The 15148-nt window shown below is 42.3% G+C and carries 17 protein-coding genes and 1 other RNA gene; 5 read left to right on the top strand and 13 right to left on the bottom strand.

Annotated features, from left to right (window positions below; genetic code table 11):
• Nucleotides 1-42: 42 nt before the first annotated feature.
• Nucleotides 43-450, bottom strand: a complete 408-nt coding sequence (locus tag MSG93_RS11630) for a YraN family protein (protein ID WP_324621960.1) — start codon at nt 448-450, stop codon at nt 43-45.
• A gap of 11 nt (nt 451-461) precedes the next feature.
• Entirely contained in the window at nt 462-1394 is a 933-nt protein-coding gene (locus MSG93_RS11625) for a penicillin-binding protein activator (RefSeq protein WP_199950059.1), read from the bottom strand.
• A 16-nt stretch (nt 1395-1410) separates the two neighbouring features.
• Here MSG93_RS11625 and rsmI point away from each other — a divergent pair, with 16 nt between their 5' ends.
• Nucleotides 1411-2253 carry a 16S rRNA (cytidine(1402)-2'-O)-methyltransferase gene (gene rsmI / locus MSG93_RS11620; RefSeq protein WP_324621959.1) on the top strand — a complete coding sequence of 281 codons (843 nt, stop codon included), beginning with the start codon at nt 1411-1413 and terminating at the stop codon, nt 2251-2253.
• Nucleotides 2254-2319: 66 nt separating this feature from the next.
• On the opposite strand, the gene MSG93_RS11615 is transcribed toward rsmI, so the two are convergent.
• On the bottom strand, nt 2320-2961 hold the full coding sequence (locus MSG93_RS11615; protein WP_324621957.1) for a cation transporter: 642 nt from the start codon (nt 2959-2961) through the stop codon (nt 2320-2322).
• 61 nt (nt 2962-3022) lie between these two features.
• Between MSG93_RS11615 and MSG93_RS11610 the strand changes: the two genes are divergently transcribed.
• Nucleotides 3023-3472 carry a MerR family transcriptional regulator gene (locus tag MSG93_RS11610; RefSeq protein WP_005288033.1) on the top strand — a complete coding sequence of 150 codons (450 nt, stop codon included), beginning with the start codon at nt 3023-3025 and terminating at the stop codon, nt 3470-3472.
• 25 nt (nt 3473-3497) lie between these two features.
• On the opposite strand, the gene MSG93_RS11605 is transcribed toward MSG93_RS11610, so the two are convergent.
• From MSG93_RS11605 to MSG93_RS11585, 5 genes are all read right to left on the bottom strand, one after another.
• Nucleotides 3498-3746, bottom strand: coding sequence for a hypothetical protein (locus MSG93_RS11605; protein WP_005231697.1), 249 nt, complete (start codon nt 3744-3746; stop codon nt 3498-3500).
• 174 nt (nt 3747-3920) lie between these two features.
• On the bottom strand, nt 3921-5153 hold the full coding sequence (locus tag MSG93_RS11600; RefSeq protein WP_324621954.1) for an FAD-dependent monooxygenase: 1233 nt from the start codon (nt 5151-5153) through the stop codon (nt 3921-3923).
• Nucleotides 5150-6361, bottom strand: coding sequence for a 2-octaprenyl-6-methoxyphenyl hydroxylase (gene ubiH / locus MSG93_RS11595; protein ID WP_005288039.1), 1212 nt, complete (start codon nt 6359-6361; stop codon nt 5150-5152). The genes MSG93_RS11600 and ubiH overlap by 4 nt, the downstream gene beginning before the upstream one ends.
• 931 nt (nt 6362-7292) lie before the next feature.
• Nucleotides 7293-8606, bottom strand: coding sequence for an aminopeptidase P N-terminal domain-containing protein (locus MSG93_RS11590; protein ID WP_324621953.1), 1314 nt, complete (start codon nt 8604-8606; stop codon nt 7293-7295).
• A 69-nt stretch (nt 8607-8675) separates the two neighbouring features.
• Nucleotides 8676-9308: a UPF0149 family protein gene (locus tag MSG93_RS11585; RefSeq protein WP_309351619.1), complete on the bottom strand. Its 633-nt coding sequence runs from the start codon at nt 9306-9308 to the stop codon at nt 8676-8678.
• 66 nt (nt 9309-9374) lie between these two features.
• Between MSG93_RS11585 and MSG93_RS11580 the strand changes: the two genes are divergently transcribed.
• The 3 genes from MSG93_RS11580 (at nt 9375) to ssrS (ending at nt 10491) form a co-directional block, all read left to right on the top strand.
• Nucleotides 9375-9929, top strand: coding sequence for a hypothetical protein (locus MSG93_RS11580; protein ID WP_004773773.1), 555 nt, complete (start codon nt 9375-9377; stop codon nt 9927-9929).
• Between the two features lie 2 nt (nt 9930-9931).
• On the top strand, nt 9932-10219 hold the full coding sequence (locus MSG93_RS11575; RefSeq protein ID WP_005288050.1) for a cell division protein ZapA: 288 nt from the start codon (nt 9932-9934) through the stop codon (nt 10217-10219).
• A 90-nt stretch (nt 10220-10309) separates the two neighbouring features.
• Nucleotides 10310-10491, top strand: a non-coding RNA gene (gene ssrS / locus MSG93_RS11570) — 6S RNA.
• A gap of 107 nt (nt 10492-10598) precedes the next feature.
• On the opposite strand, the gene MSG93_RS11565 is transcribed toward ssrS, so the two are convergent.
• From MSG93_RS11565 to MSG93_RS11545, 5 genes are all read right to left on the bottom strand, one after another.
• A complete protein-coding gene (locus tag MSG93_RS11565) occupies nt 10599-11039 on the bottom strand; it encodes an SMI1/KNR4 family protein (protein WP_005288053.1) in 441 nt (146 codons plus the stop codon).
• Between the two features lie 80 nt (nt 11040-11119).
• A complete protein-coding gene (locus MSG93_RS11560) occupies nt 11120-12358 on the bottom strand; it encodes a putative solute-binding protein (protein ID WP_324621950.1) in 1239 nt (412 codons plus the stop codon).
• Nucleotides 12359-12643: 285 nt separating this feature from the next.
• A complete protein-coding gene (locus tag MSG93_RS11555) occupies nt 12644-12844 on the bottom strand; it encodes a hypothetical protein (protein ID WP_005231707.1) in 201 nt (66 codons plus the stop codon).
• Between the two features lie 253 nt (nt 12845-13097).
• Nucleotides 13098-13889 carry a trimeric autotransporter adhesin/peptidogylcan-associated protein TpgA gene (gene tpgA, locus MSG93_RS11550; RefSeq protein WP_324621948.1) on the bottom strand — a complete coding sequence of 264 codons (792 nt, stop codon included), beginning with the start codon at nt 13887-13889 and terminating at the stop codon, nt 13098-13100.
• Nucleotides 13890-13946: 57 nt separating this feature from the next.
• On the bottom strand, nt 13947-15148 hold a 1202-nt coding region (locus tag MSG93_RS11545), incomplete at its 5' end, for a YadA-like family protein (RefSeq protein ID WP_324621946.1).

The raw sequence follows: 15148 nt of genomic DNA, 5'->3' as shown, positions 1-15148 counted from the left end.
CACATTTGTTCAATTTCAATATTCAGCTTCAGACCCGTGCATTCACCCGTCTAAAGTAAACGCATGTTCAATCCATTGCTGATCATACTGCAATTTTGAAAAATCTGGTTGTACTGTTTTTGCAAATTTCCGTGGAAAATCAAAACAAATCACATCAAAACGACAGTCAAAGTCATAATATTTAGGATATTTCTGTAAAAACAGCTGAGCGGTTTTAATAATTTTTTGTTGTTGAGCTGGGGAAATCACTTCACAGGCTGCTGCATAACTCCCCGCCGATCTGGCTTTGACTTCGACAAAGACCAGTTCATGCTGGCGCTGTACAATTAGGTCAATTTCACCATAACGTGAATGATAATTTCGCGCAACACATTCATAGTGATGGGATTGGAGCAAGGCAAGTGCTGTCTGTTCAGCCCATTGCCCTAGATCCTGATATGACGGTTGCATGGATGGACCGTCTACTTCAATACCTGAATGCCATTTTTCTGTTGTTGATAACAATACGGTTGTCGGTAAATTTTACCGTCCTTCACCTCGATTGCCCCAGTACGACCTTCAAAATTAAATTTCCGGTCCGGACTATTCAGGAATTGCTGACTGATGCTCCAGGCATCGCCACCAAATGCCAGTAAGCGCTGGAACGCCATATTTTCAGGCTGCTCTTTATAAGCCTTGATGACATCGGCCCACTGTCCATTATATAAGGCCGGTGTATCACAGAAACTTAATCCTGTAGGAATCGGTTTATCCTGCTCTATACTTAGCGCTGTGGCATAAATATTCTTTTCTGGCAGTGGGCCCAGTTGTTCTAGCCATTGCTGGTCTCCGAGCAATAATAGCCCTTCTTTACGTGCCAGTTTTTTCGGCAGTTCATTCACGACATGAATATCTGAACCAAACTCGGACATCAACGCCATCATAAACAGTTCTGTTGCCGACTCTGTTCCCGCCTGACGTAGCACCAGTAGCTTTTTGATTTTATCTTTTTTCAACAGTTGATTCAGTGCCAATGCATCATGCTGTTTAGCCAGACTAAACTGCCAGACATTGGTCGCCTGAGTATTCACATCATTCAAGGCCAGCACCGGAATCGCCGGATTACGCTGCATCACATTTTCAATATCCGGTCGGGCCAATGGTCCAACAATCAAACGGGTCTTGTTATTAACCCGCTTTTTGAAAATGGTATCGATGTTATTTTTGGCGGAATCTACAAAAATGATTTTTTCTTTGCTACCAGATGCTGTATAAGCACTCAAGAAACCGCGTTTGATGTTCTGACCGGCTCGCGCCATCGCACCAGATTCGGGTAGAATCACCAGTACGTCCGCATAAACCGGACTCACAATTGCTGCCAAACTGAGTAGCAGCCAATATTTTTTGTAATACATGAGGGAGTTACCTTTTATGAGTGCTCAATTATTTGTTGTAGCAACCCCGATTGGGCACTTAGATGACATGACCTTTCGTGCAATTGATATATTAAAATCCGTTTCGGTGGTTGCCGCAGAAGACACTCGTCAATCTGCTCAATTATTCAAACACTATAATATCTCAACTCCACTAACCGCGTGTCATGATCACAACGAAAGTAACAAAATTGATCAACTTCTCCAAAAAATGTTAAATGGTGAAAATGTTGCCTTAATTAGTGATGCTGGAACGCCCCTGATTAGCGACCCTGGTTTTAAACTGGTGCGTGCTGCACAAGAGCACGGCATTCGCGTGATTCCTGTGCCCGGTGCCTGTGCTGCGATTGCTGCATTAAGTGCGGTGGGTTTACCCAGTGACCGTTTTAGCTTTGAAGGCTTCTTGCCATCGAAAGCGTCACAACGGATTAGCCAGCTGGAAAAGCTCAAAGATGAAACCCAGACCCTGATTTTTTATGAAGCACCCCACCGTATTCTGGCCTGTATTCAGGATATGGCTCAGGTCTTTGGTGAAGATCGTCCTGTCGGTTTTGCCCGTGAAATTACCAAGACATTTGAAACCATCAAGAAAATGACCTTAAAACAACTGGTCACCTTGATTGAAAATGATCACAACCAGCAAAAAGGTGAAATCGTGGTGGTGGTCGGCGGTGCTTCTGCCGAAAAAGATATGGAACAGGATAAACTGGATGAGCTATTAAAACGTTTATTACAGGACTTATCCGTCAAAGCGGCATCACAACTGGCTGCTGATCTAACCGGTATTAAGAAGAAAATTGCTTATCAACGTGCGTTGGAACTGACCCAACACGATCAATAAAACCTAAGGGGGAGATTATAAAAATCCCCCCCTTAACCGTTAAATATGAAATACCAACACTGTGTTTTAAGCCTTGGTAACGAGGTGAGCTTGATCCATTTTCCTCTCTGCTCTGGCCTGTTTAATCACGCTTAAACCCGAAGACACACCAAGATAAGCAATCACAAAAGCGACCAATAAATCAGGGAACATGGTGCCTGTGCCAAAAACACCGACAGCGGCAATAATAATCGCAATATTGGCAATTGCATCATTGCGGCTGCACAACCACACTGAACGCATATTGGCATCACCATCACGGAATGCGTAAAGCATCAATGCTGAAACCACATTCACCGTCAATGCCAACACACCGATTGCCCCCATGAGCATCGGCTCAGGGGTGATTCCAAGCCACCATGACCAGAACACTTTCACAATTACAAAAATACCAAAGGCCGCCATGGTCATCCCTTTCACCAAAGCTGCGGTCGCGCGCCAATACAAGCTCATGGAGAGTACGGCTAGAGAGATGGCATAGTTTGCTGCATCACCGGCAAAATCTAGCGCATCGGCCCATAAAGAAACCGAGCGTGCATGCGAACCACCAATAATCTCGACAAAGAACATCAACGCATTGAGGATCAAAGCAATCCACAACGCTTTGCGAAACTTGGGGCTAATCTTTTGTGTTGGGGAACATGTTGTATTGCAACCACATCCTGCCATGACTTTTCTCACTTAATCTTTTATAGTGATTTAAAACCCTAGAGTAACTCCAGAGTCAAGCATGATAAATCTTACCATTGGGCAACTGGCAAAAAAGACGGGCGTATCAGTGGATACCATCCGTTATTATGAAAAAATTGGGCTGCTTGAGAAAGCCAAACGCACGGCGGGCAATTATCGGCATTATTCTGAACAGATGCTGTCCGAACTTCTGTTTCTCAAGCATTGCCGTGAACTGGGCATTACCTTACAGGATATCCAAAAGCTCAAGGATATGTCAGAGAACCCCAATCAAACCTGCATGGAAGTCGATCATCTGATTGATCAATATCTGGCTGAGGTTTCCCAGAAAATTAAAAATCTGGAACATCTCAAACAGGATCTAACCCATTTAAAACAGCAATGCTCACAACATCGTACCATTGAACAATGTGGAATTTTAAAAGAACTCCATCAGCCACTGGAGTGCGAACACGAATCACACCAGCACAAAAAAGCACCACAATCGTGATGCTTTTTTGCTGTCTTTATTCGACTTAATCTTGATGTTCATCGGGTGGGACTTCGGTAATGCGTCCACCACGTGCAAGGAACGCAGCAACTTCATCTTCTAAAGCCTGGCGCTGTTTCTGCTTTGCCGTTACTGTTAAGGTTTCAGCCTCGGCAAGATCGGCATCATTGGCGCTCGATTCTTCGCTATCTGCACCAGTTTCTGCTGCTTTCGCCTCATCATCGTCTACAGCAGAATCTTCTGTGTTGTCGTCGTAATCATTCATTTCCGTCATATTAATCTCCCCACAATGACTAAACTTCTCATCATCGCTATTTGGTCATCAGAACTTGATGAAATTTAGCAAGCTCTTTTCATTTCGCAAAGTACAATATTGCTAAAATCGTATTTTTTGCGACCAAATTCACTCTGATTTATAAATGATTGTTTAAAAAATATCTACTCTTTTTTAGCAAGCGTAACGGGTGTCTTTTAACACACCTAATCCGTTGGCCTGTTGCATGAAACGATCCTTAAACCCGTCAAATTGTTCAACCTGTTTTAAGCCAAAATTTCGCGCCCAGACCAAAGGAAACAACTCCGAACTTTCCAGCCAGCCAATCGCAGACATGCTATGCATCATGGCATCATTCTGACCTTTACGTTGGTGCTCGTAACGCAGCAAGGTCTGTTCATTGGCCCATGCACCACGTTTTAAATCATGTAGTAACACATCACAAAGCACCGCGGCATCCAGACAACCTATATTCACGCCTTGTCCTGCCAAAGGATGAATCACATGCGCAGCATCACCGATCAATGCCAGCCCCGATTTAATATAGCGCTGTGCAGCACGTGCCTTAAGTGGAAATTGTGCTCTGGAACGCACTTCAACCACTTCACCCAGCATTTGCAGGCTTTCCTGAGTCAGCAATTGCATAAACTCTTGATCATTGAGTGCCGAATACTCATCGGCATAGTCATCGGGCAATGTCCAGACGATCGATTGCCAGTAACCGTTTTCCTGTGCATCCAGACTGGCCATCGGTAAATAAGCCAATGGGCCGGTCGGCAAGAAAATCTGGCGAGCTACATACTGATTCGGTTGTGTGGTTTTAATCGCACAACTGATGGCAGCCTGTTTGTAATCCAGTACATCTAAATCGATATAGGCCTGCTCACGTACAAATGAGTTTGCGCCATCTGCACCAATCAATAACTTGGTTTTTAAGGTCGTACCATCCGCCAGTTGAATCGACCAGCCTTGGGGAATCTGTTCAATCCGAATGACCTTGACCTGGGTACGGTAGTCTTTAAGCTGCTGCAACATCTTTTGTTGAATGGCAACATTGAGGACACTCGGCTCGACCATTGAACCCAATGCTTGATCTGAGTGTGGTGGCTGCTCAGAAGCATGGCCAAAATTGATTTCGCCATAGCCATTTTTATTCCAGACCTGCATGCCTGAATAAGGCATTTGACGTGCCAGATCATTCCATACATCAACCGTTTTGAGTAAGTGAATCGTCGCCTGACTGAGTGCCAACACACGCGGATTCATGACTGCCAAAGTTTTATCCTGATCAAGCACAGGCGCAGCATCCAGTACTGTGGCTTGTACGCCACCTTGGGCCAACAATAAAGCGGTTAAACCACCAACCAGACCACCACCGACGATGACCACATCTAATAGTTCACTCATGCTTTTAGCCCCATTGCATAGTTGGCAACCAAAGGCTTAACCCCCGGAATCACATCAAATGCAATCAGGCCGGTATTGCGCAATAATTTAAGGATTGGATTCTGATTACTAAAACCACGCACCACCGAATCACAGAATTTGATCACACGTTGCTGATCCTTTAAACGGGATTGCTCATAGGCCAGTAAATTTTCAGGCGCGCCAATATCATCAGACTTCGCCAGTTGCTCCATCAGGAAACGAACCAGTACATCGGCATCACGCAAGCACAGGTTAAACCCTTGTCCTGCAACGGGATGAATCGTATGTGCGGCATTCCCCATCAACACGACACGTCCAACGGCCTGCTTATGCGCCAACACTTGTGACAATGGATAGCTAAAACGCTTGCCAGTTTTTTCAAATTTACCCGCACGATCGCCATAGGTTTGCTGTAAAGCATCGAGGAAGTGCTGGTCGTTTTCTTCACCTAACCATTCTGCTTCTGTGCCTTTCTTCACCGGCCATACCACTGAACGACGGTATTCCCCCGGTAAAGGCAACAATGCCAATGGACCTAATGCGCTAAAACGTTCAAAACCAACATGCTGATGCGGTTTAGAGGTTTGTACGGTCGTGACAATCGCGACTTGATCATAATCATGCTCATCTACACCGACACCGATGGCTTGTCGACAGAAAGAATCACGACCATCGGCTGCAATCACCAACTTGGATTTCAAGGAATGAATATATTCACCATTGCGCATCGCTTCGATGTGAACCTCATCTTCATTTTGCGTGAGTGAGGTCACTTGCACCCCGTCAATCAGCTCAATCAACGGCTGCTGACGTACTTGGGTCAGTAATACACGACCTAACCATGCGTTTTCAATCACTTGTCCAAAGCTTTCTACTTTTTCTTGTTCAGCAACGAGGCGTGCCTTACCAAAACTGCCCTGCTCGGTAATATGCACTTGCAGAATTGGGGTGGCATGTTGTTGTAAAGCTTCCCATAAACCTAACTTTTGGTAAATCTGTACGCTACGACGTGACAAAGCGGTATTACGCGCATCAAAACTGGAATGATAAGGGGCAACATTTTCATCGTCATAATTCGGATATTTCACAGCTTCTAATAGCTTTACCGCGATATTAGATTTTGCCAACATTAAAGCAAGGCTGAGTCCAACCATACCTCCACCGACAATGATGACTTGTTGCTGCATAATATTATTCCTTATCAGTTTTTCATGACTTGATGTTAAGGGTCTGTTGATATTTCATCTATGGTTGCGTTGTAGGCTAAAACAACTTAAACAAGGCATGAAACGTAGGCAATGGCGAACTCCCTTGTCAAGTTTCATAACAAAGTTTAAGGAAGTTTTAGCCACAACCTGAGCAAGAGCAAAGCATTGCTTTGATCACAGCGCAAGGACAGGGACATTTTTTGACGCTACGGCGTTATAGCTTATTTATTTAGAATGACTAAATTACATAAGCCATGCCTTGTATCACCTAAAAAATGTCCACTGTCGCAAGCATTTGTGAAATATCAACAGACCCTAGCCTATCTTACTCTAACTTAAATCAGGAAGGGAATTTGTACTTTGTTTGGTCTATGTTTTTAAAATATCTTCAAAAGTTGTTTTGAGCACCGATAGGAAAGAAACACGCCTATCTATCTTATTCAGCCTTCTCACTTTAGTAGGTCTTTCAGCAGGAAAGAAGATAGAAGTCACTAGATTAAGTATATTTTCTTGGAAGATAGACGATAAAAACTGAACTCATCAAACAAAAATAAATAAAATACAAAGCCCACTCAATAGATCGATATTTCCCAACGTTATAAAAAATAGTATAGATAAACAATGCCGTTACACTGACAAAAAATATAAAAGAAATAAACAGCAGGGAAAGTATCTGTCGATCTTCATGCCACTCCCACCGTGTCAGATAAAAGTAATAATGGTGAACCTTTAAATATACATAAATTAATAAAATCAAATAAATGTCAGTGACTATTCGATAAACACAGCTCGACAATTTCATATAAGTCTCTTATTTTTGTAAATATTATTATAATTTTTTGTTTGCCTCTTCATACATTATCAAGAGGCATTCATTAAAACTAAGGCTTCAGTTCTGCAACTAGACTGATTAGCGACTCGCCATCAAGCTTTCAATCTCTTCAACAGTTTTAACTACATTTTTGGTCAGAACCAATGGACCATTTTCTGTCACGACAATATCGTCCTCAATGCGAATGCCGATACCACGCCATTTTGCATCAACCGTTTCATCATCTGGTGCAACATACAAACCTGGCTCAACGGTCACCACCATACCGGCTTCATAAGCACGCCAGTCTTCGCCATTCTTATAAGCACCGACATCATGCACATCCATACCGAGCCAATGCCCTGTACCATGCATATAGAATTGACGGAATGCCTCATTTTCAACCAGCTCATCCACATTACCGTGCAGTAAACCAAGATCAACCAATCCTTGGGTTAAAATCTTTACCGCCACTTCATGTGGATATTTATAGTGATTGCCAATACGGGTTGCATCAATCGCAGCCAGTTGTGCTGCAAGCACCACGTTATATAACGCTTTTTGTTCAGGGCTAAATTTACCATTTACCGGAAATGTACGGGTAATGTCCGATGCATAGAACTCATATTCACAGGCTGCATCGATCAGCACTAAATCACCATCTTTTAACGGCTTATTATTCTCAACGTAGTGCAAGATACAGGCATTTTCACCACCGCCCACAATACTGTTATAGGCTGGCACACAGCCATTTTGACCAAAGATATAATTCAGTTCCGCTTCGAGTGCGTATTCCATCATCCCAGCTTTAACCGTTTGCATGGCACGGGTATGCGCTTCTGCACTGATATCCGATGCAATCTGCATCAACTCAATTTCTTGTGCTGATTTTTTTAAACGCATTTCATCAACAATACGATCAAGCTGTACGACTTCTGCGGGCGCAGTCCCCCCGCGATGTGCATCCGCCTTTTGCATCCATTGACTTACACGTGCATCAAATTCAGCATTCTGAGCAATACGATAGTAAAGACGGTGTTTATTTAATAACTTGTCGATGATTTCTTCATCAAGCAGATCAATTGCATAAGCTTCATCAGCTTCATAGATTTCAATCGCGCCATCAATTCCGGCACGATAGCCATTCCAGATTTCCATTTCACGATTGCGTTCACGACAGAATAAGCTATAGCTATATTCCTCACCCTCTTCAAAGGTTTCGATCACAGCAACCGCTTCTGGCTCTGCAAATCCAGTCAGATAATAAAAACTACTGTCAGCACGATATTTATAATCCGCATCGCGGTTACGATACATTTCTGCCCGCGTCGCAATAATTGCAATGCTATTGCTGCCGATATGTTGAGCGAGAAGATCACGACGTTGTTTAAAATCAGCCTGACTTAATTTCATATTGTCCTTCTGATGAAGATGAATGATTGTAAGTATGTTTATTTATAAAAGTTTAAGGCACCGCCCGAGTTAACTCGGACGATGTGGGGTAAACATTTCTACCACGGTTTGCGGATCGGAAGGATTGTCTGAATTTCTGCTTTTAGCATGAAAATTTTGTAACAAAGAACTTTCAGCCACAGCAATCTTTTTACGACCAATCGACAAGCTCACAGGAATCAGGCGTACAAACTCATACAATTCCTGATAGCTTTCTTCGCCTTCTTCATCATTATCTGAGTCTTCAAACTCAACCGCTGCAACATCTTGTAAATGTTCAATCAGCTCTTGCTCCTCGCCACGAATATGACCCGAAGCCAAACCGAAACCCAGCACCACTCCGGCACACCAGTCAGCCAATGCCTGAACACGATCGGCCAGCAAATGACTGTCATCCGGGAGCATTGGTAAGTAGTCTAATTCATCATCAGATAAAGCATGCGCCACATCCTCTGCTTCATCCGTCAAACTGTCCAGTGCTTGGGGTTGTAAAGCAGGTACATTAAGGGTGTTTAAGATTTGTGACCATTCATCTGCGGTTGGCGCTTGTGTCACACAAACTATACCAGTGAGTAAACCATGTAACTCACTTGGACTTGAAATTTCTTCAATCCCATCAAAATGGGCATTCCATTCCGTCCAACCTGAAATATCGTCTTGCATTCGTTTATCCAATCTCTATACTGCTGTATATATTACCTTTGATTGCAACTCTGTGCGACCTTCGTTATGTTAGAACAATTACAGCGTCTACAAGCGCATATTGGTGTTTTAAAAACACGCCTACATCACTTTGAGCGAGAAAATACATCGCTCACTGAAGCTAAACAATTAGCTGAAACTGACCATCATGCACAAGTTGTGCAGAAAAATAGCATCATCACGCAAAAGCAGGAAGAAGTTGATAACTTAACTGAACAACTGACTCAGTTACAAGATCAATTTAAACAACTGAATCAAGATGCAACAACTTTAGCGGAGCGTTATAGCCGTTTAGAGAAAAGCACCACCGATTTAAAAAATCGCTTTCAGGAAATTCTGGCTGAGCGTAATGACTTGCGTGTCAACAAAGAAAAATTACAGGCACAGCAACGTCATAGCCAACAAGAAATTCAGGATTTACAACAGGATCGCGATCGCTTGTTGCAGAAAAATGAACTTGCAAAATCTAAAGTGGAAGCCATTATCCAGCGTCTTTCTATTTTAGGTACGGCCCAAGATCAACATGCACAAGAAATTCAGCAACTTGCTCATCCAAATGCTGAAACTCACGAGGAGACCTGATCATGAGTGAATCCATTGTTGTCGAACTTCGCTTGATTGAACAGACTTTCCGTTTAAACACGACTGAAGATAAACGTGAAGAGCTGGAACGTGCGGCTGAATTGCTGAATCAGAAGTTTCATGACATGCGTCGCAATGCGCCACGCGTAGAACATAACAAACTGGTGATCATGGTGGCCCTGCAAATGGCGCAGGAAGTGTTTAGCCTGAATAAGTCTTTACAGGAATATGCACATTGCGAACGTCTGCTCCAGAGCATTTTGGAAGATGTCGAACAAACTGTTGAGTAAAATTGCACAAAGCCCCATCAATTAGTAAGTATCTTTACAGATAACTGCCTTGCAAGGATTGTCATCGCGTAAAGATCAGTTATACTAAAACTGTCTCTAGGGTGTTCGCCAGTACGTCTAGTCCCCTGCCGATACTTATATTTATGGATGTGTTCTGTGTATTTTGAGTGTATGCCTGCCTCGAGTAGGAAACCCATTAAGTACGCGTCACCTCCACCTTGAACTCATCGGGTTCAGGGTAACGACCATGCAGCGGCACCTCTGGAGCATTATTTTTAATATAAAAATAATAACTAACATCGAACCATTTTTCTCTAAAACCTTTCTTTCTCTCCTCTATTTATCAAACATAGGCATATAGTAGGCGTTAAAGATATTCTTATAATAATTCATTACTATCGATTAAATATTGTTGTAAAAATGCTGTGAATGAATCTGCAATTTTTCTTTTTGTTGATCCTCCCACATGATATACAACACCATCCGAACCAATCTGATCGAGTAGTACTGCATACCCCCAACACCACACTAGATAGTCCGAAAATACAAAACAGTTAGGATATAAAAACTTATCTTTATCATAGTAGCTTGAAATACTTTCAACCGATTGAAATTCACCCAGCGACACGAACGTAAAATAATTATCATCCATATTTCGGTCAGCTATACCATTAAATTCTAAAAAGTAAGCTCTTAAAACTGGTGATAATTTAACTTGATGATTATATTCAAAAGCCAAAATTTCCTGCCACGTTGCTGGTTTATTCAAGCTTATATTCTGTTTCTGCAATTTACGTTTAATCTTATTAATTAAATCCATGATTTATCCTACTAGATATCAATCTAAATAAAATAAATCATTCCTACAAACCAGATGATCAATTCTTTGGATATGGTTTATTACTCATCTTTCAAAGCACATTCATAATTGCTTGGCTCTTGTGAACAACGTACCTGCTTCAACAACTTCATCATATCTTTATCGTAAAAACCTTCTTTGGTCATTTGAATCCGCGCTTCACGCATCAAGCGTACATAGCCAGGCTTATCACTTTCATTCAGCTTTAACCAGAACTTGTCTGGAATCTTGGCTTCGATTTTATCGACAAATTCAAAGGCTGGATTCAACTGTTTGGAAATCACCTCACGAGCAATCGATCCCATCCCTGCCGGAAACTTATTGCGCTGCATAATCAAGGTTCCTGTCACCTGTATCACAGGAAATTTAATAATACCGCCAACCGTTTTACCTGATTTATCGGTCATGCCTTTTTGTAGTTCCAATGGCTCAAATAAAATCGCTGGTCCAGCCATGATATCGACTTCTTTATTATTAAACTTTCCGCCCACCGTCACCAGATCGACAGAAACCGGTTGTGCGCCAACATTCTGTACCAATTTCTTTTGCGTTTCATCAAACTGGAATACCGCAACCTTTTTACCCGCAGCTTTTGCCAAAGTATTAATATTACGATCGGTCACCATGATATAGGCGGCACCTAAAGGAACGATTCCCACGACTTCATAATCTTTATTGACCATCTTTTCATCGAATTTTGGATTGGCCAAAACCTGAATGACAGAACTGAGCTGCTTATAGGTTTGCAATGCACCAATCGCATCGATACTGCCGACGAATTTATTGAATTGTTTGGCACGGAGGTTACTGATTCCTGCCCCATCACAGCGCTTGCTACGGAAATCTTCAGTAAGCACCGCTTCATTGGTATAGACCTTGAGATTGACTAAGGTTGAGGCCTGTTTTTTTAATTTGGGATAATCAAAATCCAGTTTAAATTGTAAATGCGAAGGCCGGGTCACATTCATATTGACGCCGAACTGTTTTGCAACACGAACCATGCGCGGGATTTCAGTAATATAACTGGTGGCCTGCTCAAAGGCTTCACTATGCTCGCCATTGGGTGAAAACACACATAAAGTGACTTGCTTGGGAATCTGTTGCCAGGTTTTCGGATCATTGAGCAACTGTTTGATCTTATTCTGTGAATGTGTCGAAAGCGTCAGGTCCAGTTTGCCTTCGGGTGCTGCATAAGCTGTATTCATCAGCAGAATTGAACTTGCCACAGTACAATGCACCAAAAAGGATTTTGTAAATTTGATAAATTTATTATTTTGCATAGTCCGATCCATTTTTAGCTATTTCCCAACAGTTTTATTCAAGTTAAGGAGAAAAGATAAAAATAGAATTGACTGTATTTAGTTAGCCGATGTCAATTGAGTCAACATAAATCAGGCGCTTAAATTTAAGCACTAAAAGATGCTTGGCAATGCAAGGATGTGGGCTTGTAACAGGAATTTCGCGTTTATCGGATATTTTTATAAATCGGTAGATTTAACTAAAATATGGTAAATAAGCTGCTCTTTAGCGCATTAAAACCAGCAGCTTATCCAAGGCTTTTTAAATTAAATAAATGACCAGAGCACATTTTCATCCTGAGGTTTTAACAAAAAGCTGGTCTGAGCATCATCTTCTACCACGATATGCTGATTCGAAATCATTTTGACCTTGAGCAAAGTATCATTTTCATAAACCAGATCACGTTTACCTTCTTTTTTTAAGACAAGCATTTGATCCAGAACAATGAGATTTTTTGATTCAAACATGTTTTTCCCCTCGTAAGCGATACCCGGTGAATGACTTTTTCAAGCAACTATTTCACGCCGTGCATTTTAGATCATTAATTAAGCACAATTATGTATTTTGTCTAACAGTTCACAAAAATTTAACTTTTTGCCTTATCTGAAGCAAAAGTGATTCTACTTGACTTAAAATGCTTGATGGCATCTAGCCAACTGATTTCATATAGAAATAAAAAATGGCCACTATTAAAGCAGCCATTTTTTAAGATGAACTGTATTACCAGCTTACGTTAACGCGTCGATTTGGAGCCAAACAGCCCACAAGTTTAGCGTTGGCTTTGCTGCCTGCACATTGCTGATATAGGTCTGTCTGGCTATTTGCCTGGATCTGGATACGGTTTGCATCTACACCTTCATTTACCAGCAACTTCGCGACTGTATTGGCACGTTGTGCTGATAATTGGTGGTTATACGCAAATTTACCCAATGGATCAGCAAAGCCAGAGACAAGGATTGGACCTGTCGCATTGCTTTGTTTAATACGTTGTGCAATTGCTGATACTGAAGCCGAACCCTGTTCAATTGCATTGGCATTGAATCGGTCAAAGGCAAAGAATACGCTACCAGAACGTGCCGTATTTACGTTTGCATCGCTCGGCACCTGATTATTTGCACCCCAAGCCATTAAACCCTCACAGGCTTCACCTTTCCATGACAATCTTTCTGACAGATATTTTTTGTCAAAATCGACGCGGAGTTGGCAACGTAAATAGTCTTGGCTATTTGGCTGGCGAATATCTAAAACATAGTTCCAGGTTTTTACCAAGAATACGCCTTCGCTAAATTGAGGATTGCCCAATAAATGACGGATCTGGTCTTTGGTTAAACCTGTATCTAAACGGGCAACGTCATCATATTCATAACGCTTTACCTGTTTTAAATAACTTTTTTCAACCGCAGGAAACTTGACTTCTTCCTGTTGAACTACCGCTGTATCTTCGTCTGCATAAGTCGCTACCGAGAAACCGGCAAGAGCTGCTACTGCCAAGCATTGAATCGTTTTTTTCATTTCATAACTCTCTTGATATGTTGAGTAAGGAGAGCCTGCGCTCTCCCCGCCAGTTTCTTAGTTAATGACACCACTTACACCGATACGTACGCTTGGCTCACCTTGCGATGCTGCAGCAACACCACCGGTAATTGACCAGCGACCATTATCCGAGGTTTTACGCAAGGTAACGCCGACTGCATTTTCACCGCCGTGATAAGCAGCACCCGCAGCATAGGTATATTTACCTGCAACGAATGGAGCTGCTTCCAATGCCATTGCTGCTGCAATACCCGCATTGGCTTTTTTCTCTACGCTATCAATACGCTGGTTCGTGTCATAGAACGCTTGCTGTAACTGATCACCCAAGTTTGTAATACGGTTACCCAATTCCTGATTTGACTGGTTCAAGGTACCAATCGCATCATGAATATTGTCTTTACCTGTACCACCAATGTTGTTGGTTTTAATCGTACCGTCTTGGTTAACCGTGGTGTTACCGCCAATGCTGTTCTTGATGCTGTCAGAGATATTATGGATCTGACCACCATTCACAGCCTCTTTAGAGTCTTTGGCAATGGTTCCATTATCGACGCCCTTAATGACACGGTCGCCATCTTTACCTGCCATATTGACACTCTTACCGCCAGTGTCTTTACCAACCGTGATTTCGCCCTTCGGATCCTGTTGCTGAACAAGACCAGACTTACCATTGTTGATGTTGTTGATATTGTTCTGGATGTTCTGGATATCATTGGTGTTCTTGTCAACATTCTGTTTGACATCCCACAATTGACCGCCATTCACCGCATCTTTAGAACCTTGCTCAACCTTACCATCCGCAACATTCTTCAAGTTAGTGCCCTTATCGCCACCACCTAAAGTCACTGAGTTTTTATCAACATTGCCATCTTTGTCTTTGTCATACTTCACAGCATTATCAGACAAATCACCAATCTCTTTACCGATTTGGTCTTTCACATCATTGATTTGCTTGTCCAGCTGGCCTTTATTTACAGCATCTTTCGCATCGACACCGTCAGCAACATTGGTAATTTTCTTACCACCAGCATCAACACCATTGATGGTGATACTTGGGCCACCTTTAATTACCAGGCCATTGTTGTTCAATACTGTATTGCCCGTGGTAATGCTGTCGAACTTCGCATCTTTCAACAATTCAATCTTGATGCCATCTTCTGTGGTACGGGTAATGACGTTTTCACCGCTGGTCTTGTCTTCTGCTATTGCAGCATCAGCACCACCCACGATGTTGAGCT

Source organism: Acinetobacter sp. IK40 (assembly GCF_035615075.1).
Classification (GTDB): Bacteria; Pseudomonadota; Gammaproteobacteria; order Pseudomonadales; family Moraxellaceae; genus Acinetobacter; species Acinetobacter courvalinii.
The sequence above is the reverse complement of the archived record's forward strand: the minus strand, read 5'-3'. Positions and strand labels throughout refer to the sequence as shown.

What these genes read in the sequence shown, in the direction of transcription:
- MSG93_RS11630 (WP_324621960.1), bottom strand. Translation starts at nt 450, where the DNA reads ATGCAACCGTCATATCAGGATCTAGGGCAATGGGCTGAACAGACAGCA.
- MSG93_RS11625 (WP_199950059.1), bottom strand. Translation starts at nt 1,394, where the DNA reads ATGTATTACAAAAAATATTGGCTGCTACTCAGTTTGGCAGCAATTGTG.
- rsmI (WP_324621959.1), top strand. Translation starts at nt 1,411, where the DNA reads ATGAGTGCTCAATTATTTGTTGTAGCAACCCCGATTGGGCACTTAGAT.
- MSG93_RS11615 (WP_324621957.1), bottom strand. Translation starts at nt 2,961, where the DNA reads ATGGCAGGATGTGGTTGCAATACAACATGTTCCCCAACACAAAAGATT.
- MSG93_RS11610 (WP_005288033.1), top strand. Translation starts at nt 3,023, where the DNA reads ATGATAAATCTTACCATTGGGCAACTGGCAAAAAAGACGGGCGTATCA.
- MSG93_RS11605 (WP_005231697.1), bottom strand. Translation starts at nt 3,746, where the DNA reads ATGACGGAAATGAATGATTACGACGACAACACAGAAGATTCTGCTGTA.
- MSG93_RS11600 (WP_324621954.1), bottom strand. Translation starts at nt 5,153, where the DNA reads ATGAGTGAACTATTAGATGTGGTCATCGTCGGTGGTGGTCTGGTTGGT.
- ubiH (WP_005288039.1), bottom strand. Translation starts at nt 6,361, where the DNA reads ATGCAGCAACAAGTCATCATTGTCGGTGGAGGTATGGTTGGACTCAGC.
- MSG93_RS11590 (WP_324621953.1), bottom strand. Translation starts at nt 8,606, where the DNA reads ATGAAATTAAGTCAGGCTGATTTTAAACAACGTCGTGATCTTCTCGCT.
- MSG93_RS11585 (WP_309351619.1), bottom strand. Translation starts at nt 9,308, where the DNA reads ATGCAAGACGATATTTCAGGTTGGACGGAATGGAATGCCCATTTTGAT.
- MSG93_RS11580 (WP_004773773.1), top strand. Translation starts at nt 9,375, where the DNA reads ATGTTAGAACAATTACAGCGTCTACAAGCGCATATTGGTGTTTTAAAA.
- MSG93_RS11575 (WP_005288050.1), top strand. Translation starts at nt 9,932, where the DNA reads ATGAGTGAATCCATTGTTGTCGAACTTCGCTTGATTGAACAGACTTTC.
- MSG93_RS11565 (WP_005288053.1), bottom strand. Translation starts at nt 11,039, where the DNA reads ATGGATTTAATTAATAAGATTAAACGTAAATTGCAGAAACAGAATATA.
- MSG93_RS11560 (WP_324621950.1), bottom strand. Translation starts at nt 12,358, where the DNA reads ATGCAAAATAATAAATTTATCAAATTTACAAAATCCTTTTTGGTGCAT.
- MSG93_RS11555 (WP_005231707.1), bottom strand. Translation starts at nt 12,844, where the DNA reads ATGTTTGAATCAAAAAATCTCATTGTTCTGGATCAAATGCTTGTCTTA.
- tpgA (WP_324621948.1), bottom strand. Translation starts at nt 13,889, where the DNA reads ATGAAAAAAACGATTCAATGCTTGGCAGTAGCAGCTCTTGCCGGTTTC.